The 20,141-nt window shown below is 29.6% G+C and carries 24 protein-coding genes; 12 read left to right on the top strand and 12 right to left on the bottom strand.

The features are described from left to right. The 5 genes from ABXT63_RS05935 to ubiA are packed head-to-tail and all read right to left on the bottom strand — an operon-like array spanning position 1 to position 5,658. Positions 1 to 861: a lysophospholipid acyltransferase family protein gene (locus ABXT63_RS05935; protein WP_415320654.1), complete on the bottom strand. Its 861-nt coding sequence runs from the start codon at positions 859 to 861 to the stop codon at positions 1 to 3. Continuing rightward, complete coding sequence (gene lpxK, locus ABXT63_RS05930) at positions 858 to 1,799, bottom strand: tetraacyldisaccharide 4'-kinase (protein WP_415320653.1); 942 nt, start codon at positions 1,797 to 1,799, stop codon at positions 858 to 860. The genes ABXT63_RS05935 and lpxK overlap by 4 nt, the downstream gene beginning before the upstream one ends. Next, complete coding sequence (locus ABXT63_RS05925; protein WP_415320652.1) at positions 1,799 to 3,046, bottom strand: 3-deoxy-D-manno-octulosonic acid transferase; 1,248 nt, start codon at positions 3,044 to 3,046, stop codon at positions 1,799 to 1,801. The genes lpxK and ABXT63_RS05925 overlap by 1 nt, the downstream gene beginning before the upstream one ends. After that, positions 3,046 to 4,794, bottom strand: coding sequence for an ABC transporter ATP-binding protein (locus ABXT63_RS05920; RefSeq protein WP_415320651.1), 1,749 nt, complete (start codon positions 4,792 to 4,794; stop codon positions 3,046 to 3,048). The genes ABXT63_RS05925 and ABXT63_RS05920 overlap by 1 nt, the downstream gene beginning before the upstream one ends. Then, positions 4,795 to 5,658, bottom strand: coding sequence for a 4-hydroxybenzoate octaprenyltransferase (gene ubiA / locus ABXT63_RS05915; RefSeq protein ID WP_415320650.1), 864 nt, complete (start codon positions 5,656 to 5,658; stop codon positions 4,795 to 4,797). Positions 5,659 to 5,710: 52 nt separating this feature from the next. Here ubiA and ABXT63_RS05910 point away from each other — a divergent pair, with 52 nt between their 5' ends. After that, positions 5,711 to 6,115 carry a DUF2721 domain-containing protein gene (locus ABXT63_RS05910; protein WP_415320649.1) on the top strand — a complete coding sequence of 135 codons (405 nt, stop codon included), beginning with the start codon at positions 5,711 to 5,713 and terminating at the stop codon, positions 6,113 to 6,115. Here the strand turns inward: ABXT63_RS05910 and ABXT63_RS05905 are convergent. From ABXT63_RS05905 to ABXT63_RS05890, 4 genes are read right to left on the bottom strand one after another with little or no spacing between them, the layout of a single operon-like run. Continuing rightward, entirely contained in the window at positions 6,112 to 7,086 is a 975-nt protein-coding gene (locus ABXT63_RS05905; protein WP_415320648.1) for a quinone oxidoreductase family protein, read from the bottom strand. The genes ABXT63_RS05910 and ABXT63_RS05905 overlap by 4 nt on opposite strands. Continuing rightward, positions 7,086 to 7,925, bottom strand: a complete 840-nt coding sequence (locus ABXT63_RS05900) for a pirin family protein (RefSeq protein ID WP_415320647.1) — start codon at positions 7,923 to 7,925, stop codon at positions 7,086 to 7,088. The genes ABXT63_RS05905 and ABXT63_RS05900 overlap by 1 nt, the downstream gene beginning before the upstream one ends. Positions 7,926 to 7,927: 2 nt before the next feature. Continuing rightward, positions 7,928 to 8,338, bottom strand: a complete 411-nt coding sequence (locus ABXT63_RS05895) for a DoxX family membrane protein (protein WP_415320646.1) — start codon at positions 8,336 to 8,338, stop codon at positions 7,928 to 7,930. Between the two features lie 8 nt (positions 8,339 to 8,346). Next, positions 8,347 to 8,586, bottom strand: coding sequence for a CDGSH iron-sulfur domain-containing protein (locus ABXT63_RS05890; protein WP_415320645.1), 240 nt, complete (start codon positions 8,584 to 8,586; stop codon positions 8,347 to 8,349). 94 nt (positions 8,587 to 8,680) lie between these two features. Between ABXT63_RS05890 and ABXT63_RS05885 the strand changes: the two genes are divergently transcribed. Further along, entirely contained in the window at positions 8,681 to 9,040 is a 360-nt protein-coding gene (locus ABXT63_RS05885; protein WP_415320644.1) for a winged helix-turn-helix transcriptional regulator, read from the top strand. Here ABXT63_RS05885 and ABXT63_RS05880 read toward each other — a convergent pair. Then, positions 9,033 to 9,695 (bottom strand): haloacid dehalogenase type II, encoded by a 663-nt coding sequence (locus ABXT63_RS05880; protein WP_415320643.1) that lies wholly within the window; start codon positions 9,693 to 9,695, stop codon positions 9,033 to 9,035. The genes ABXT63_RS05885 and ABXT63_RS05880 overlap by 8 nt on opposite strands. A gap of 17 nt (positions 9,696 to 9,712) precedes the next feature. Between ABXT63_RS05880 and ABXT63_RS05875 the strand changes: the two genes are divergently transcribed. The 6 genes from ABXT63_RS05875 to ABXT63_RS05850 all read left to right on the top strand — a co-directional run bounded on the left by ABXT63_RS05875 (position 9,713) and on the right by ABXT63_RS05850 (position 15,101). Next, positions 9,713 to 10,414 carry an RsmE family RNA methyltransferase gene (locus ABXT63_RS05875; RefSeq protein WP_415320642.1) on the top strand — a complete coding sequence of 234 codons (702 nt, stop codon included), beginning with the start codon at positions 9,713 to 9,715 and terminating at the stop codon, positions 10,412 to 10,414. Between the two features lie 81 nt (positions 10,415 to 10,495). Next, on the top strand, positions 10,496 to 11,311 hold the full coding sequence (coxB, locus tag ABXT63_RS05870) for a cytochrome c oxidase subunit II (protein ID WP_415320641.1): 816 nt from the start codon (positions 10,496 to 10,498) through the stop codon (positions 11,309 to 11,311). Between the two features lie 2 nt (positions 11,312 to 11,313). After that, positions 11,314 to 12,951 carry a cytochrome c oxidase subunit I gene (ctaD, locus tag ABXT63_RS05865; RefSeq protein WP_415320640.1) on the top strand — a complete coding sequence of 546 codons (1,638 nt, stop codon included), beginning with the start codon at positions 11,314 to 11,316 and terminating at the stop codon, positions 12,949 to 12,951. A gap of 162 nt (positions 12,952 to 13,113) precedes the next feature. Next, positions 13,114 to 13,650, top strand: a complete 537-nt coding sequence (locus tag ABXT63_RS05860; RefSeq protein ID WP_415321962.1) for a cytochrome c oxidase assembly protein — start codon at positions 13,114 to 13,116, stop codon at positions 13,648 to 13,650. Positions 13,651 to 13,652: 2 nt separating this feature from the next. Further along, positions 13,653 to 14,441 (top strand): cytochrome c oxidase subunit 3, encoded by a 789-nt coding sequence (locus tag ABXT63_RS05855; RefSeq protein ID WP_415320639.1) that lies wholly within the window; start codon positions 13,653 to 13,655, stop codon positions 14,439 to 14,441. Positions 14,442 to 14,450: 9 nt separating this feature from the next. Then, positions 14,451 to 15,101, top strand: coding sequence for an SURF1 family protein (locus tag ABXT63_RS05850; RefSeq protein ID WP_415320638.1), 651 nt, complete (start codon positions 14,451 to 14,453; stop codon positions 15,099 to 15,101). A 14-nt stretch (positions 15,102 to 15,115) separates the two neighbouring features. On the opposite strand, the gene ABXT63_RS05845 is transcribed toward ABXT63_RS05850, so the two are convergent. Then, positions 15,116 to 15,703, bottom strand: a complete 588-nt coding sequence (locus ABXT63_RS05845; RefSeq protein ID WP_415320637.1) for an SCO family protein — start codon at positions 15,701 to 15,703, stop codon at positions 15,116 to 15,118. Positions 15,704 to 15,736: 33 nt separating this feature from the next. Here ABXT63_RS05845 and ABXT63_RS05840 point away from each other — a divergent pair, with 33 nt between their 5' ends. Beyond that, positions 15,737 to 16,417, top strand: coding sequence for an alternative cytochrome c oxidase polypeptide CoxN (locus ABXT63_RS05840; RefSeq protein WP_415320636.1), 681 nt, complete (start codon positions 15,737 to 15,739; stop codon positions 16,415 to 16,417). A 5-nt stretch (positions 16,418 to 16,422) separates the two neighbouring features. Here the strand turns inward: ABXT63_RS05840 and ABXT63_RS05835 are convergent, their stop codons facing one another. After that, the gene (locus ABXT63_RS05835) at positions 16,423 to 16,614 is read right to left on the bottom strand and encodes a hypothetical protein (protein ID WP_415320635.1); all 192 of its coding nucleotides are present in this window, start codon (positions 16,612 to 16,614) and stop codon (positions 16,423 to 16,425) included. A gap of 103 nt (positions 16,615 to 16,717) precedes the next feature. Between ABXT63_RS05835 and ABXT63_RS05830 the strand changes: the two genes are divergently transcribed. The 3 genes from ABXT63_RS05830 (at position 16,718) to ABXT63_RS05820 (ending at position 20,139) form a co-directional block, all read left to right on the top strand. Beyond that, on the top strand, positions 16,718 to 17,560 hold the full coding sequence (locus ABXT63_RS05830) for a cytochrome c oxidase subunit II (RefSeq protein ID WP_415294797.1): 843 nt from the start codon (positions 16,718 to 16,720) through the stop codon (positions 17,558 to 17,560). Between the two features lie 75 nt (positions 17,561 to 17,635). Then, on the top strand, positions 17,636 to 19,420 hold the full coding sequence (locus ABXT63_RS05825; protein WP_415321960.1) for a cytochrome c oxidase subunit I: 1,785 nt from the start codon (positions 17,636 to 17,638) through the stop codon (positions 19,418 to 19,420). Between the two features lie 8 nt (positions 19,421 to 19,428). Then, positions 19,429 to 20,139, top strand: coding sequence for a cytochrome c oxidase subunit 3 (locus ABXT63_RS05820; protein WP_415320634.1), 711 nt, complete (start codon positions 19,429 to 19,431; stop codon positions 20,137 to 20,139). Positions 20,140 to 20,141: the final 2 nt, after the last annotated feature.

The raw sequence follows: 20,141 nt of genomic DNA, 5'->3' as shown, positions 1-20,141 counted from the left end.
TTACTTCCAACGATTATGAGACCAAATCCACTGTTCAGGGTTTTTTAAAATTAATTTTTCGAGAAACATATTTAATTCTAAAGTAATTGTCTCTAACGATTCATTGATTGGGTATTCTAAAGGCTCATGAATAGTTAATTGAAAATCAGAATTTTGTAATCTTTCGATATGAATAGGTACAACTTTACATTTAAATTTTTTTATAAATTGAGCAGGAATGGTAGTTGTAAAACAATCATGGTTAAAAAATTTAGAAGTAATACCCTGAGAAACTCTTTGATCAATCATTAAGGCTATTGAAGTTTTTGATTTAAAAAAAGAAAGTAATTTTTTTGTTCCAGAAATTCCTTTTTTAATCTGATTTTTGCAGATATATTTTTTTCTTATTTTTTCCATTATAAAATTTAAAAATTTATTATTAAGAGGTCTATAAACAACTGCTAGATTAATACCTGACTTTTCTATATGTAAAGCCATCAATTCAAAATTACTAAAATGGCCAGAAATAAATATTACAGGTTCATTATTTTTTTTTATTTCATCAAGAATTTCTTGACCTTTAACTTTAATTTTTTTATTAAGTTTAGACTCTCTGAAATCTTTAATAAAAACATACTCTGCAAGTATTTTTCCATAATTACCCCACATTCTTTTTGAAATATTTTTTACTTTTTCTTGATTTGAATTTGGAAGAGCCTTTAGTATATTAGAATTTATTAGACTCTGCGATCTAAATAATGGACCAATTAAATACATAATTTTACTTGAAAGGAGTGTGGCTAATTTTAATCCTAAAATCTTAAATATTAAAAACAAAGTTAATATTGTTAAAAATTGAATAAAATATTTTATTAATTTCATACACGAAGTTTTAAGTAATTTATCAGTCTTTTTTCATTTTTAATATCAAGTTCTATTTTTAAAAATTTAATACCCTGATTATTTCTTGACTCAATTTTTATATAGTCTTTTTCTGTGGTTAAAATTTCTAAATTAAGTTTTTTTGCTAACTTTCTTATATAATCTATATCTCCCCTTTTATAGTTATGATGATCAGGATAAACAATTTCTTTAATAATATTAAATTTATTTTTAATTAATATTTCTTTAAAGGTTTTTGGATTCCCAATTCCAGAGAAAATTAGATATTTTTTATTTATATTAAGTTTATTAAGATTTATGGGTTTATAAAAAGACTCAAAAATTTTAATATTCGAATTATATTTTTTAATAGATGTCTTTAAATAAGTGTTATTTTTTTTATTTCCGTTAAGAAATACGGCATCAAATTTTGAGAGACTATCAACTTTTTCTCTTAGAGGTCCAGCGGGAATCAAAAGACCATTTCCGATCCATATTTCATTATTAAAACAAACAAATTTAAGATCATAATTTATAGACTTATCTTGCAATCCATCGTCAAAAATAACAACATCTAGCTTATTCTTAACTGCCTTGTTAAGAGCTTGAATTCTATTTTTTTCACAATAAAAGTTAGTCTTTCGAGCAAGAATTTTTTGTTCATCTTTATGATTTTTATAAAATTTTTTAATGGTACCAGTTTTAAATTTAAGAGCCTTTAAAATTTCGTAAATTTTAATAGTTAAGGGTGTTTTTGCTGTACCACCAATATATATATTTCCTATACAAATTTTTTTAATTTTTTCTTCATCTTTATTAACTTTTTTTTTATTTAATAAAAAATTGTTAATAATTAAAGGGAAAGTTAATGGTAATAAAAAATAAGATAAAAAATTAGGCTTCTTGTAATCCCAGAAATTAGGTTTTTTAAATTTCATCATTTGTTAATATAAAAATTAATTTTATTTAAAGAAGATTTTAAAATTTTTTTACCCAGTATTCTAATTTGTAATTCTAGACTTTTAGAATTATTTTTATTATTAAGTATTTTTTCAACTCCATTACTTAATTCTTTAATATTTCTAATAGTATTTGAGCAGCCATGCGCTTGTAAGAGATTATAGATCTCTTTAAAATTCCAAATATTTGGGCCGTGCAAAATTTGGCAACCATATCTTGCTGCCTCTAATGGGTTTTGTCCTCCATGTTTGATCATTGATCCACCTAAAAAAACAGTTTTACAGATTTTAAAAAAAGATTTTGTTTGTCCGAAAGAGTTTACCAAATATATGTCTGTTTTATTGTCTATTTTTGTTTTTGATTCATGAATATGAATTTTTAAGCCTAGTTTTTTTGTTTCTTTAATTATTTCATTTGTTCTATCTATATGTCTTGGGATTATTATTGTTACTAAGTTTTTGTACTTAATTTTAAGTTTCTTATGTACATTTGCACACATACTTTCTTCAGCTTGATGAGTACTAGAAGCACACCAGGTTTTTTTTGAAAAAAAAAATTTCCCTATATTATTATTTAATGAATCTGTACTTTTTTCACTTTGAATAAATTTTAAATTACCAATATATTCAATTTTTTTTGCACCAAGAGATTTCAAAAGCTTTTTTGATTTTAAGCTTGCTGCCAAACATATATCAAAATTTTTAAATAAATTCTTTGCAAATAAAGGAAATATTTTCCATCTTTTATAAGACTTATCTGTGATTCTTGCATTAATTAACATTAATGGAATAGATCTTTTCTTAACGTTTTTTATCATGTTTGGCCATATTTCTGAATCTATAAAAATTGCCATCGAAGGATCCCAGTATTTCAAAAACTTCTTAGTGTTGTAATTAGTATCAATTGGAAAAAACTGGTGAACTGTTTTTTTTAATTTTAATTTTAATAAAATTTTGGATGAACTTAGCGTATTAGAGGTGATTAGAATTTGTCTTATCTTTTTATTTTTTTCTAATTTTTCTATTAAAGGAACTACACTTAATATCTCTCCTACGCTTGCTCCATGAAACCATAACAATTTTCCTTTTATTTTTTTTTTACTATAAAAGCCTATTTTTTCTTTAAATCTTATGGGGTGTTCTTTTTTTTTAAGTAGTCGTATTAAAATAATTATTGGTGATAAAAATAAAACTAAATTACTTAATATTCTGTAAAAAAAAAACATTAAACTTTTTTAATTTGTTTTTCATAAAAATTTTTATACAATGCTGAGTTATTAAGTAGCTCATCATGAGTTCCTTCTCCAGCTATTCTACCTGAATCTATAACATAAATGTTGTCCGAATTAAGTATTGTTGATAATCTATGGGCAATTACAATTGTTGTTCTGTCTTTAGTTAAAAAGTTTACAGCCTCTTGAATTTTATTTTCAGTTTCTGCATCTAGAGAGGAAGTTGCTTCATCTAAGAGAATTATTTGACTTTTCTTAAGCATTGCTCGTGCTATTGACAATCTTTGCTTTTCACCACCTGATAATCTTGTTCCATTTTCTCCAATAATTGTTTCATATTTATTAGGTAGCTTGTCGATAAATTCACTTGCAAAAGAATTTTTGGCTGCTTCTTCAATTTCTTTTTGACTAGCGTTTAAATTTGCATAAGCAATATTATTTTTAATTGTATCGTCAAACAGAGTTGTATCTTGACTAACAAGTGAAATATTTTTTCTGAGAGAGCTTATTGTGCACTTATAGATTGATTGACCGTCTATTTGAATGTCACCTGAAATCAAATCATAAAATCTTGGAATTAAGTTTAAAATGGTTGATTTACCCGCACCACTATGTCCAACAATTGATGTCATTTTTCCTCCTAACATCTTCAAATTAACTGAATTTAAAATATTATTTTCTATTTCTTTATCGTATTTAAAAGTGACATTCTTAAATTCAATATTCCCAGAATTTATTTTTATTTCTTTGTCATTTTTGTTCTGTATTAGTTCTGACTTTCTATCAATAACAGGTAAAATTCTTGCTGCTGCTGATAAACCTTGGCTAATTGTTATATTTAAAGTAGCTAAAGATCTTACTGGTTGATATGCCAACATCATAGCAGCAAGGAATGAAAAAAAATTATTGATATCAATCTCATTTTTTAAAGCAAGTTTTCCAGAATAAAAAATTAAAATCGCTATCATGATTCCTGTTAGTGTTTCCATTATAGGAGAAGCCCTAACGTAAACAGTTGCAATTTTAATTGCTTTCTCTTTTACCTCATCTATAAATTTGTAAGCTCTATCTTTTTCATATTTTTCTTGTTGGAAAATTTTAATAAGTCTGTGATTTTTAAATGCTTCAATCAAGTATGTATTGAGTACCCCGGCTTTTAACATTTGTTCAGTTGCAACTTTCCCCACTCTTTTACCTAGTGTTCTTGCCGCAAGTGATGCAAGAGGGATCATTATTATTGCAATCAAAGAGAGCTTCCAATTTTGAAAAAACATTACAAAAAGTAAACCCATTAAAGTCAAGCTATCCTTGAATAAGTTTAGAACTGCAGTACTAACTAAGCTAGTTATATGGGTTACATCATTAGTTATGTTTGATATAAATTTTCCAGTATGTTTTCCATCAATCAATTTAGTATCTGCTTCAATTAAGTTATTCAACATGTCACACTGAAGATCTTTTCTCACTTCTTCAGAAACTATTATCATAAGAGCTTTTGCAAAATACAGAGACAAGCCCTTTACTGAAAAAGCAATAATAATAAAGATTGGAATAAAAATTATTAAAGTTTGATCTTTTTCAATAAATATTTTTTTAATCGCAGGATCTAAGAGGTAGGCGATACCAGAGGTGCTTCCTGCAACCATTACTGCAAAAAATATTGCTACTATTATTTTTCTTATATGTTTTTTGGTATAACTAAAAAAAAGTCTTTTTATGATTATAGTATCAGTTTTTTTCATTTAAAATTTACCAATTAATATATCTAATAAAATAACTGCACCAAAAAAATTATTACTTTTAAAAATTTTTAAACAATTTTTTGGATTTTTATAATTAAAATTATAGATTTGATAAAAAAATAAATGAAAGATTACCATAAGAGAAAAAAAATAAAATATTGTATTAAACTTCATAAAAAAACCTACTAAAATAAGAGATATCATAAAGATTAGATAACATAACATTAAAAATAATTTTGGGTTTTCCTTAAATTTTATTGAAGTTGATTTAACACCTATAATTTCATCATCTTTAATATCTTGAAACCCATATATTGTGTCGTATCCTAGTGTCCAAAATATGGCTCCCAAATAAAAGATAATAGCAACAATGTTTATATCACCTTGTATTGCTGTCCAACCCAAAATCAAACCATAGTTAAAGGTTATTCCTAAAAATAGTTGAGGCCAATAAGTAAATCTTTTCATTAAAGGATAGGTAAAGGCTAATGGCATAGAGCCTAGAGCGAGTATAATCGTTAAGTCATTAAAATTAATCAAGACCAACAAAGCAAGTGAGCACAACATAATTGTATAAAAAATTGCCAACTTTATAGAAACTTTGTTAGCAGCTATGGGTCTACTTCTTGTTCTCACAACTTTTTTATCAAATTCTTTGTCAAAAATATCATTAACAATACAGCCTGCAGAGCGCATTAAAACTGATCCTAAGAAAAATAAAGATAGATAAAAAAAATAATCATTTAGACTATTTGAAAAATCATAGGCAAGGGTTAAACCCCATGCACATGGCCAAAACAACAACATAAAGCCAATTGGCTTTTTTAGTCTCGCTAGTTCAATAAAAAATTTTAATTGTTTCATTATAATTTACTTGTAAATAACAAAGGCTAGTTTCATAATCAAATTGATTCGTATGAATATAGATTACACTGTCACAGCATTAATGTTTCCAGCAATACCCCTACTTATGAATATCTATAGTAATAGATTTCACTCATTAAGTAAGCTTATTAGGCAGCTTCACGATGAACACGTGTATGAAAATCATGTTCCACCTGAGTGGAAAAAGCAATTTATTAATTTAAATGGAAGAATAGTTTTATTAAAATGGACAATCATGTTTGCTGCATTTGGTCTTTTGTTTAATTTGCTAACTGTTTTTGCTCTTTATTTAAATGAAATTTTTGTAGCAAGAATAATTTTTGGATCTTGTTGTTTATCTATGATGATTTCTATTGTTGTTTTTTTAAGAGAAATTCAAGTATCTACCAATGCACTTAAATGGCACATGTCTGATATGGATGTTGATTTAGATTAATTAGGAATAATTATAGCAGGCCCAGTTAACAATCTTGCTTCTAATTCCTCATGTGCTTTCTTCACATCACTAAGAGAATACCTTTTTGAAATTTCAACTTTAAACTTTCCAGATAATATAGCATCAAAAACTTTTTTTGCAGATTCGACCAATTCCTCTCTTGTTATTGTATAATGTGCAATTGATGGGCGTGTAAAAAATAATCCTTTTGCATTAATGTGTTTTTTAACATCTATAGTATCAACATAACCTGACGCATTACCAAAAGCGACCATCATGCCTCTAACTTTTAATGTTTCAATTGACCCATCAAAAGTTTTAATGCCAACACCATCATAAACAACATCAACTCCATTTTTTCCTACAATTTTTTCTACCTCTTCAACAAAATTTTTATCTGTATAATTTATCACGTGATGACAGCCATTTTTTTTAGCAATGGCTTCTTTTTCTTTAGAGCCAACCGTTCCAATAACTTTGGCTCCTAATGCATTAGCCCACTGACATAATATTTGACCAACACCACCTGCTGCAGCATGATATAAAACTTTATCACCTTTTTTTATTGGGTAAGCTCTGTGTAATAAATATTCAGCAGTAATTCCTTTAAGCATAATACAAGATGCAATTTCATCTGAAATACCCTCTGGAACTAAAACTAACTTTTCTTGAGGAAATAATTGTTTTTCAGAATAACTTCCAATTGGCATTGAAGAGTGGGCTACCCTGTCACCAACTTTAAATAGATCAACTTCTGAACCAGCTTCTTCAATTATTCCACATGCCTCTAGACCAATCCCACTTGGAAGAGGAATAGGGTACAAGCCTGTTCGGTGATAAACATCAATATAGTTAAGACCGATTGATAAGTTTTTTATAAGAACCTCTTTTGGTCCTGGTTTACCAATTTCAACATCTTTGATTTGTAAAGTTTCAGGACTACCAAATTTTTCTATTTCAATTTTTTTCATTATTTTACAAATGTACCATTATGATAATCTTGCACAGCTTGCAAGATTTCAGCTTTAGTATTCATTACAAATGGACCACCTCTTGCGATAGGCTCTCCAATTGGCTTACCAGATATTAATAAAAACTTAGCTTTAGTTAAGCTAGATACTTTCAAATTTTCACCTTGAGTTAGGATAATTAAAGTAGAGTTTTTAGCTTGGTCATGGTTTTGATCTCCAACCTTAATTTCCCCATCAATCAAATAAATTAAAGAGTTATGTGTTGAAGGAAGATCAAAATTAAACTCCTTACCTTCTTCAATCTCTACATCAAAGTAAATTGGTTCTACGTTATGGCCTTTAACAGGTCCTTCAGCATTTTCAAATTTTCCAGCAATTACTTTAACTATTTTATTATCATCTTTATGAGTGCTCATTTTATCTGCATCAATATAAATGTATTCAGGTTTGTTCATTTTTAATTTAGCAGGCATATTTACCCATAATTGAAAACCATGCAGCTTACCTTCTGTCATTGCAGGCATTTCAGAGTGAATTATTCCACCACCAGTTTTCATCCACTGCACATCTCCTGATGTCATTCTACCTTTAGCACCAGTGCTATCTTCATGCTCAAACTCTCCACTTAACATGTAAGTTACAGTTTCAATTCCTCTGTGAGGGTGAGGAGGGAAGCCTCCAATATAATCATCTTTATCTTCAGAGCCAAACTCATCTAACATTAAAAAAGGATCGTGGTAATCAATAAGATGAGTACCAATACTTCTTTTTAATTTAACGCCAGCACCATCTGATGCTGCAACTGGTTCAATTATCTTTTCTACTTCGATTTGAGCCATATTTATGTTCGATTACCCTTAATTAAAAAATAAATTCCACCAATTAAAAGAAATATTTGTTCACTAGTAAATAGTTTTGCTGTGAAGAACCAGTCTTTGTGAGCAAAGATTAGTATAGTAATCATTAAGATAGTTATATTAAGTCCTGATAGTCTTGTGAGTATATTTCCAAAAGGATTTTTAATAAAACCACTTATTATTAATACCAATCCAGTCAACAGTTCTGATAAAGCAACTGTTGATGCTAACATGGGTGACAGACCAAAATATTCAATTAATCCTTGAGGAGGTAATGGAAATTTTTTTGCACCATGAATGATAAAAGCTACACCAATTCCAAACCTAAAAATTAAAGAGGCCAATCCATCTATGTTTGAAAAAAAATTATTAACTTTATTATTCAAATTTTGCATTTTATCCTTTATTTTTTATTATGTGATCCATCACAAAATGGTTGATTGTTAGTTTGTTTGCAAGCACAAAAAAACATTTTTTTAGTTTCTTCAGCTTTGTATGCCAGAGGTGTAAAATCTGTCCCTTTATGTGATCCATCACAAAAAGGCTGCTTTGCACTTTTTCCACATGAACACCAATAATAAGATTTATCTTTTTCAACTTCAACAGCGATTGCACTATCGCCTGCTCTTTCTCCATTATTCATATTTACCCTTTCAATTTGTTTGACTTGTACATAGTGCCTTGTTATGAATAATGCAATAACGCATAATAATCATACTAGTATATAAAAACATACCATGAAAAACTTAATAGATTGCCCAGCAGAAAGAGCAGTTTACTTTCTTGGAGGTAAATGGAAAATTAGAATTTTGTTTAGTTTACTCCAAAGTAAAAAAATTAGATTTGGTGAGCTTAAAAAAGGATTGAAAACCATTACACAACAAATGTTATCTAAGCAGCTAAAGGAATTAGAAGGAGATGGAATAATTAATAGAAAAGTAATTCAAATAATGCCACCAAAAGTTGAGTATTCACTAACTGAATTTGGCCTTTCAGTCATGCCTATCTTAAGGTCCTTCTCAGAATGGAATAAAAGAAATACTCGAACTATTTCAGTAAAACTAAATAAGAATTTTGAAGAAAATAGAATTAGATAATATTAAGTAACTGTTTTAAATTTTTTACTTCATCTTTAGGTTTATAATCAAGATTATCAAAAATACTATTATTTCTGTTTACCCAAATAGAACTGTAACCGTAATTTCCACCCCCAGACACATCCCAAGTATTAGCACTTAAAAATGCAACCTCTTCTTTTTGTATTTTATATTTTTTAATTGGCATGTCATAAACTTTTGAGTCTGGTTTATAAATTCTAACTTCTTCGATTGAAAATATATCATCAAATATATTATCTAGATTATTACTATTAACTAATTCATTAAGAAGAGAAGGTGTTCCATTAGAAAGAATACCTAATTTATAATTTTTTTCTTTTAGTGTTTTTAAAACCTCAGACACTTCTGGAAAGGGTGAGAGCACCTTGTAAAGGTTTAATAATTCATTTTTCATTGAAGCATCTATCTCAAATGTCTTCATTGATTTATCCAAACTATCTTCTGTCACTTGCCAGAAGTCTTTATGTCTATTCATTAAACTTCTAAGCCAAGTGTATTCTAGTTGAGTAGTTCTCCAATAATTTGAAAAACCTTCCCACTTATCACCAATTTTATCTTTACATTTTTTTGCTGCTGAATTGACATCAAATAAAGTGCCATATGCATCAAAAATTATTGCTTTAATATTTTTCATAAATTAAATTAAAATTAATGAGTAATATTAGATTATTTTTTAAAGAAAGTTTATCACTTAATTTAACTGCTAAACTTGATAAACCACAATCTCACTATGTTACCAAGGTAATGAGAATAAAGATTGGTGAAATTTTCTCTTTATTTAATAGCAGTGGAGAGTGGGAAGCAAAAATTTTAACTTTATCAAAAAGTATAGTTGAATTTAATATTACAAAACAATTAAGACAAAAAGAAAGTATGAAAGAAATGTGGTTAGCTTTCTCACCTATTAAATCAAATTATTTTAACTTCATGATTCAAAAAGCAACAGAGCTCGGAGTTACAAAATTTATACCTATTATATTTGATAGAACGATAGTTAGAAAAATTAATAAAGAAAGATTAGAAAAAGTAATTATAGAGGCTGCTGAACAATCTAACCGAATAAATGTACCATCTATTGAAGAGCCCAAATCTTTAAAAGATTTTTTAAGTAATGAAAAAATAGATCTAATATTTACCGATCTAAACTCTCAAAATAAAAAAATAGATTTAGAAAAATTAACTAGCAATCCAACGTGTGTTATAATCGGTCCTGAAGGTGATTTTTCTGAAGATGAAAGAGAGCAGATTCTTGCTTTTAAGGAGGTGCAGCCAATCAAAATAAACGAAAATATATTAAGATCAGAAACTGCTGTAATTTCAGCTCTATCTATCGTCGGTTATTTAATTAATTAATGGTTTTTAAAAGCTAAAGTGTGATTTTGTCGCAAAATCTAAAGTGTAAATTTTATGAAAGCACTTTATATACTGTTGTGAATGAACAAATTTTTACTTACAATTTTAGCAACTATCTACTCAACAAGCGTATTAGCTAATCAACCTAAACAGTGGCAGCTAGGCTTTCAAGATTCAGCTTCTCAAAGTATGACTGAAATTGTTAATTTTCATAACAATATTCTTCTTCCTATAATTATTGCGATTAGTGTTTTTGTTTTATTTCTTATGATTTATGTTTGCATAAGATTTAGAGCGTCAAAAAATCCAAACCCATCAAAAACTACTCATAATGTAGCTGTAGAAGTTTTGTGGACACTAATTCCATGTTTAATTTTAATAGTGATGGCAGTACCATCATTTAAGATTTTATATAATCAAGATACGATTCCAAAAGTTGATGTTACAATTAAAGCTGTTGGTTACCAATGGTACTGGGGATACGAATATCCTGACGAAAATATTATCTTTGAATCATATATGATTAAAGAAGAAGAATTAAAAGAGAACCAACCAAGACTATTAACTGTTGATAATGAACTTGTTGTTCCTGTTAATAAAGTTGTTAAAGTTTTAATCACAGCAAACGATGTATTACATGCTTGGGCGCTACCATCTTTTGGAGTTAAAAGAGACGCGGTACCTGGAAGAATAAATGAAACCTGGTTTAAGGCTGAAAAAGTTGGAACTTACTACGGTCAATGTTCTGAGCTATGTGGAATACAACATGCATTTATGCCAATTACAGTTAGAGTTGTAACTAATGAAGAGTATGAGGAATGGTTATCAGAAGCCAAAATGAAATTTGCTAATGAACCAATTACAGAAAATGAATATAAAAAACTAGCGAACAAATAATAATGTACACACAAACAGCATCACACGACGATCATCATACACCAACAGGCTGGAAACGTTGGGCTTATTCAACTAACCACAAAGATATTGGTACGATGTATTTAATTTTTGCAATTGTTGCAGGAATTATTGGTACAGCTTTTTCAGTATTAATGAGAATTGAATTGATGCATCCTGGTGATGGAATTTTAGGTGGCAATTATCACCTCTACAATGTTTTGGTTACTGGCCATGGATTAATAATGATTTTCTTCATGGTAATGCCAGCAATGATTGGTGGATTTGGTAATTGGTTCGTCCCAATTATGATTGGCGCACCTGATATGGCCTTTCCAAGAATGAATAATATTTCATTTTGGTTATTGCCAGCTTCATTTATTTTGCTATTACTTTCTATATTTGTGGATGGCCCTCCTGGTCAACAAGGAGTAGGGGGAGGATGGACTTTATATCCGCCTTTATCCTCTAAAGCTGGACAACCTGGTCCTGCAATGGATTTTGCTATTTTAAGTTTACATTTAGCCGGAGCTTCTTCAATCTTAGGAGCAGTTAACTTTATTACTACAATTCTAAATATGAGAACGCCAGGGATGACTTTGCATAAAATGCCTTTATTTGCTTGGTCTGTTTTAGTTACAGCTTTTTTATTGCTATTATCATTACCAGTTTTAGCTGGTGCAATTACAATGCTTTTAACGGACAGAAATTTTGGGACTGCATTTTTTGATGCTCAAACCGGTGGAGATCCTGTTTTATACCAGCATTTATTCTGGTTCTTTGGCCATCCAGAAGTTTATATTTTAATCCTTCCTGGTTTTGGAATGATAAGTCATATCGTTTCAACGTTTTCAAAAAAACCCGTATTTGGATATTTAGGAATGGCTTACGCAATGGTTTCAATTGGTATTGTCGGTTTTGTTGTTTGGGCTCACCACATGTATACAGTTGGTTTAAGCACTGATACTAAAGCATATTTTATAGCAGCAACGATGATTATTGCAGTGCCAACAGGAATTAAAATATTTTCATGGATTGCGACAATGTGGGGTGGATCAATTTCCTTTAAAACACCAATGATGTGGGCATTAGGCTTTATATTTTTATTTACAGTTGGTGGTGTAACAGGTGTTGTTCTTGCAAACGCAGGTGTTGATACCGCAATGCACGACACTTATTATGTAGTTGCTCATTTCCATTATGTTTTATCTTTAGGAGCAGTGTTTGCAATTTTTGCAGGATTTTATTATTGGTTTGGTAAAATGTCTGGATATGAATATTCTGAAACTTTAGGACAAATACATTTTTGGTTAACATTCATTGGTGTTAACTTAGTATTTTTCCCTCAACACTTTTTAGGTTTAGCTGGTATGCCAAGAAGATATGCTGATTATCCAGATGCATTTGCTGGATGGAACTACGTATCATCAGTTGGTTCATTTATAGCTGTCGCTGGTTTATTGGTATTTTTTGTTAACTTGATTTATTCTTTTTATAAGAAAAAAGCTGCAGCTCAAAACCCTTGGGGTGAAGGTGCTACAACTTTAGAGTGGACCATACCATCGCCACCAAATTTCCATACCTTTGAGGAGTTACCGAAGTTTGAGGATGATCAAGATACTGAAAAATCGAATACTCATTAAATTTTAAAAAAGTATTTTTAATAGATAAAATATTACTATGTTAACACCAGACAAAAAAATTAAAAAAAAAAATATCTTTACTGCGCTTGGAATAATAGCTTTCATGATATTTCTATTTTTTTTTACTCTCTATAATGTAGGAGTTTTTGACAGACAATTATGATCCAAAAAAAAACACTTACTCCTATAATTTTAGCTGGAATCTTTTTTATTATGTTGGGACTTTCATTTGCTGCGGTACCTTTATATGATATTTTCTGTAGAGTAACTGGATTTGGTGGAACAACGCAAATATCAAAAGAAGCACCAGATACAGTTTTGGATCAAACAGTAAGTGTTCGTTTTGATACAAATGTAAACAAACTGCCTTGGAATTTTAAAGTAAAAAAAAATGTTATGGATGTGAACATAGGTCAGGTGAATCGAATTGAATTTGAAGTAGAGAATTATGGCGATGAAACAACCTATGGCGTGGCTGCTTTTAATGTATCTCCCTCTTCTTTTGGTAAGTATTACAGTAAATTAGGCTGTTTTTGCTTTGAAAAGCAAGTGTTGAAGGCAGGAGAAAAAGCAACATATATAATGACTTTTTATTTAGATCCAGAAATGGTAAACGACCCAAATACTAAAAATATTAAAGATGTAACTATGTCCTATACTTTCTTTTCATCAGATTACTATAACCAATCAAAATTATAAAAATGTTAGCAGAAAAAAAACATGATTATCACTTAGTAGATCCAAGTCCTTGGCCTATTTATGTATCGTTTTCCAGCTTATTTTTAGCAATAGGGACAGTATATTATATGCATAGTGAAGTTTCTTGGGGAATGTATTTAGGCTTTGCTCTTTTATTTTATGGAGTATACATGTGGTTTAGGGATGTCATAATAGAGTCTGTTGAATACAATCATCATACGCCTGTTGTTAAAATTCACCTTAGATATGGAATGACTCTTTTTATCGCTTCAGAAGTAATGTTTTTTGTTGCATGGTTTTGGGCTTATTTTAATGCAAGCTTATTTCCTTCAGAATTAATTGGAAGCGTGTGGCCTCCAAAAGATATAGTAACTTTTGACCCTTGGGATATCCCGCTCATCAATACATTAATTCTATTACTGTCAGGAACTACAGTTACCTGGGCGCATCATGCTTTAGAAGAAGGGGATAGAGAAAGTTTTGTGCAAGGTTTGGCAATGACAGTTGTTTTAGGTTTTAGCTTTTCTTTATTGCAGATCTATGAATACCATCATGCAAGTTTTGATTTTTCAGGAAATATATATGGTGCTGTGTTTTATATGGCAACAGGTTTTCATGGGTTTCACGTCGTAGTAGGAACCATATTTTTAGCAGTATGCTGGTGGAGAGGCAAGACTGGTCAGTATAAAAAAGGTGAGTTTTTTGGCTTTGAAGCTGCTGCGTGGTACTGGCATTTTGTTGATGTTGTATGGCTATTCTTATTTGCTTCAATCTATATTTGGGGAAGTTAACAGTTAACCTTGAGAAATAAACTTTTATTTTCAATTTTTGTATTCTTTTTTATATCTATATTTATAGCATTAGGTAGCTGGCAACTAGTAAGATTAGATTGGAAAAATGAAATACTGAATAAAATTGATGCTTCTTTGAAGAAAGAACCTGTTGATTTGATGACCAATGTTTCTGAAGACTATCTAAAAATTAAAACTTCAGGGGTTATAGATTTTGATAAACAAATTTACTTATATAGTTTAAATGAAAAAGGTACACCAGGATTTAACGTTGTTAATCCAATTATAATTAATAATAAAAACTTTTTATTAAATAGAGGATGGATACCTTTTGATAAAAAGAATACTAAAGAAATTGATATTTTTGATCATAAAAATATTTTAGGAACGTTAAGAAAACAATCTAAGGCTAACAGGTTTAAGCCCGTTAATGATATTAATGATAATTACTGGTTTACTTTAGATAGAGATGATATTTTTCAATATACAAATAAAAATTTTTCACCATTTATAATTTACTTAAATAATAATTTAGAATTACCAAAACCAAAAATTATTACTGTAAATATTTCAAATAGCCATAAAAAGTATGCTATTACTTGGTTTTCTTTAGCACTGTCAATTTTTTTATTTTATTTATATGTGAGGAAAAATACATAATAATTTTTACAAGCTTACAAATAACTTTTAATTATTTTAAAAATACTTTCCAAATTTTCATGATGACTAATTCGATCAATATACTTTCCTTTATCTAATAAAAGTATTGAAGAACTATGATTGATTAAATAGCTACCGTCTTCATTAAAAATTTTTTCACTTAAAACACCCCATGATTTTGAAAGCAAAAATACTTTTTGTGGATCTCCAGTTATTCCATAAATCTTACTTTTAAATGAATTCAAGTAATCCTGAATTATTTGAGGATTGTCTCTTTCAGGATCAATACTTACAAAAAAAACTTTCAAATTTTTTTTCTCACTATCATCTAATTTTTCGATAACCTGATCTAGATTAGATAGTGTCATTGGACATATATCGGGACAATTTGTAAAACCAAAAAAAATTGCAGTTAACGGTCCTTGAAAAGATTTTTCTGTTATGGGCTCATTATTTACATCTATTAAAGTAAATGCAGACCCAGTATATGAGGCTAAAATATCTTCTTTCTTTTCTTGTATCGATAATACAATAGGTAACATAATAAATAAAAAAATTAACAAACAGCCACCCAGTATAGTTATTGAGGTCTTTAATTTCATATTTTATGAATTAATATATTATATATTATAATTATGTCTAAATTTATTAAAAAACTTTTTGGAACATTGTCTGATAAGCCTTGGGAAAAAGAACAGATGGAAAGTGATAACCATCATCAAGGTAAAACTTTTGATATATCGTTGCAGACATCAGCTGTTATTGTTATCTTTGGTGTAAGTACTGTATTATTTACTTTAGTCGTTACAGGATACCTTTATAGCATTCCAGTGACTCAAGATACAGAGTATCTATTGAAACCTAATTTATTATGGTTAAATACATTAGTTTTATTATATGTTGCTTATTTTTTTAATAAAATCACAAATGATTTAAAAAAAAATAATTTTGAAAAAATTAAAAGGAATTTGCTTATAGTTGGCTTTTTAAGCTATACTTTTTTATTTGGGCAGATCCTTTTTTGGTTTCAATTAATGGAAAATGGAAACTATGTTTCTACAAATAATTATTTTTCATCGTTTTATATTTTTACTGCACTTCATGGTTTACATCTTTTAGGAGGATTATTTTTTTGGGGGAAAGTTTTTTCCAAAGTTAATAAACTTAAAAAAGAAGAAATTATAAAAGAACAAAAAAGTATAGATGCATTATCTCTTTATTGGGCTTTTTTATTAATTATTTGGTGTGTATTTTTTTTAATTATGTATGTTTTTAATGATACAGTTATTGCTTGGTGTCGAGCACTGCTTGGTTAAATATTTTAAAGAAACAACGTTAAAATAACCCCAACAATAATTATAAAAATTAATAAAATATTAACAGATTTTAAATATTTTTGTATTTCTGGTTTCTTTTCTTTTTTTGAAAAAACTCCTGCTCCCAGAGAAATTACAAGATAAAAGCAAAAAACTAAAACCAGCACAACTACAAAGAGACTAAATTTATCAAGCATAATTTAATTCACTATAAAGCCTTATTTACTCATTTATTAATATATTTTTCTATGGATTTGGAAATTTATTTCAATTACTGTTATCTAAGAGAGAGAGACAAATATGCACCCGGGAATTATATTTTTAGGGGTAATTGTTGGTTCAGTTCTGTTCCATATATATACTCCATGGTGGTGGACAGACATAGCCTCAAACTGGGGGGCAATGGATGATACGATTAATTTAACTTTCTGGATTGGTGGTGGTGTATTTATTTTAGTTTGTTTGTTCATGGTTTATTGCATACTAAAATTTTCCTATAAAGAAGGCAGAAAAGTTGAATACAAACCAGAAGATCATAAATTAGAAAAAATATTAACTATTGCAACTACTGTTGGAGTTATTGCTCTTCTAGCACCGGGTCTAATTGTTTATAATAATTATATCAATACTCCAAAAAATGCACTGCAAGTTGAAGTTAATGCATGGCAATGGGGATGGCAATATAGATTACCAGGTGAAGATGGAATATTAGGCACAGCTCAAGTTGAAAAAATTAGTGATGACAATCCTTTTGGAATAAACTTAGATGACCCATATGGAAAAGATGATATTTTAATTCAAGACGATGTACTTCACCTAAAAACAGATAGACCAGTAAAAATTTTATTAAGGTCACTAGATGTTTTACACAATTATTATGTTCCACAATTTAGAGCAAAAATGGATGCTATACCTGGAATCATTTCTTATTATTGGTTTGAGCCAAACAAAATAGGAGAATACGAAGTGTTGTGTGCTGAATATTGTGGAGTGGGCCATTATGCTATGAGGGCAAAAGTTATAGTTGAAAGTGAAGGCAATTATAAAAACTGGATTAAAGAACAGGAAACTTTTTCAGATTTAATTGCTAAACAAGAAAATAATAAATTAAAAACAACTCTACTTGCTAAAAATGATGATTAAATAATGTAAAGGAGAATTATGTCAGACGAATATAATCAACAGAATACACCTCTTGAAGCACAGTCTTCAGAAACCATGTCTGGCTCTTCTGGCACTCCATCAAAAGACATTGATTATGTAAGACCTGCAGAAATTCCTGAACAGGATCTTTATCATGGGCATAGTTTTATTACTAAATGGGTTTTCTGTCAGGATGCTAAAGTTATTGGTATTCAATATTTTCTTACTGCCGTGTTTACAGGAATAGTCGGTCTAATACTTTCTTGGTTGATGCGTTTACAATTGGGTTATCCAGATCTAGTTCCATTCATCACAGCAGAACATTATTATCAATTTGTAACTATGCATGGCATGATAATGGTTGTTTATTTTTTAACAGCATTATTTTTAGGAGGTTTTGGAAATTATTTAATTCCTTTAATGGTTGGAGCGAGAGATATGGTTTTTCCATATGTAAACATGGTTAGTTTCTGGATGTTTTTTATAGCAGTGTGTGTTCTCATGGCTAGTTTTTTTGTTCCTGGTGGACCAACAGGTGCAGGATGGACGCTCTATCCACCTCAAGCTATTTTGCCAGGTACTCCTGGTTCCAATATGGGAATTACCTTAATGCTTATTTCTTTATCATTATTTGTAATTGGATTTACTATGGGTGGATTAAATTACATAATTACAATTTTACAAGCTCGTACTAGAGGTATGACATTAATGAGAATGCCTCTAACGATATGGGGAATTTTTACCGCAACAGCTTTGGCTATGTTAGCTTTTCCAGCATTATTAGTCAGTTGTATTATGATGACACTAGATAAAATGCTTGGGACGAGTTTTTTTATGCCAGCCATTCTCCAAGCTGGAGAAGTACTAAGTTATGGAGGAGGAAGTCCTGTTCTTTTCCAACACTTGTTTTGGTTTTTTGGCCACCCCGAAGTTTATATTGTGGCCCTTCCTGCTTTTGGAATAGTTTCAGATTTAATATCTGTTCATGCTAGAAAAAATATCTTTGGATATAGAATGATGGTTTGGGCTATTGTTGGTATAGGAGCTTTAAGTTTCTTCGTTTGGGCTCACCATATGTATGTTAGTGGAATGAACCCTTGGTTTGGGTTTTTCTTTGCAACAACCACACTTATTATTGCAGTGCCAACTGCATTGAAAGTTTATAACTGGATAATAACACTATTTAGAGCAAACATTAGAATGAACACGGTAATGCTTTTTTGTTTAGGTTTTATTGTAACTTTTGTAAACGGTGGAATTACTGGAATTTTTTTAGGGAATGTCGCAGTAGATATTCCACTATCTGATACTTATTTTGTAATAGCTCATTTTCATATGGTGATGGGTATAGCCCCACTTATGGTAATTATGGGAGCAGTTTATCATTGGTTTCCTTTGGTCACAGGAAGAATGTTAAGTGAAAAATTAGGTAAGTGGCATTTTTGGTTCACTTTTTTAGGGGCTTATTCCATTTATTTTCCAATGCACTACCTAGGTTTTATCGGAGTACCGAGAAGGTATTATGAAATGTATGACAGTCCTTATGTGACTTCTGCAATAGGAATGAATGAATTTATAACTATTGCAGCTTTAATTGTTGGTTTTTCACAGCTAATTTTTATTTACAATATTGTAACAAGTTTAAAAATTGGAAAACTAGCTGGCAAAAATCCTTGGAAGGCAAATTCTTTAGAATGGCTAACTCCTGATGTGCCACCAACTCATGGAAATTGGGGAGAAAAACTACCTGTGATTCATAGATGGCCTTATGACTTTAATGTACCTGGTGCGAAAGAGGATTACATAACCCAAACAACGCCACCAAGTGAAGTTATAAATGCAGAGGTGGAAAAAACTTAGGAAAAAATATGTCTGATGTAAAAATTGAAGGTTACGAACTTAAACCAGGGTTTAAAGGAATGACTGCAGATACTGGCTCCGATCAAACAATGTTTAAAGGTGTTCAGTGGGGGAAAGTCATGATGTGGATTTTTTTACTGAGTGATACTTTTGTATTTAGTTGTTTTTTAATTTCATATATGAAGGGAAGAGCCTCTACTGTAGTAGACTGGCCAAACACAAGTGAAGTTTTTTCACTTCATGTAGGTAGTACACCAGTTCCATTATTATTAATTGCGATAATGACATTTGTTTTAATTACAAGCAGTGGAACTATGGCTCTTGCTGTTAAATATGGTTACGAAAAAAATAGAAAAATGTGTGGATGGCTTATTTTAGCTACAGCTATTGGTGGCCTTACGTTTGTTGGAATGCAAGTATTTGAATGGTCAAAATTAATACATGAAGGTGTTAGACCTTGGGAAAATCCTTTTGGAGCAAAACAATTTGGTTCATACTTCTTTATGATTACTGGATTTCATGGATTTCATGTTTCAATTGGTGTGATCTTTCTCTTTATTTTTGCAAGAAAAGTTTTTAAAGGTGATTTTGATAACGGTAAAAGGGGATTTTTTACTACAATGAAATCTGATTATGTTGCAATAGAGATTTTAGGTCTTTATTGGCATTTTGTTGATTTAGTGTGGGTATTTATATTTGCCTTTTTTTACTTATGGTAGAA

The sequence above is a fragment of the Candidatus Pelagibacter sp. Uisw_092 genome (assembly GCF_047729545.1).
Taxonomy (GTDB): domain Bacteria; phylum Pseudomonadota; class Alphaproteobacteria; order Pelagibacterales; family Pelagibacteraceae; genus Pelagibacter.
This window is presented reverse-complemented; position numbering and strand designations above follow the sequence as displayed.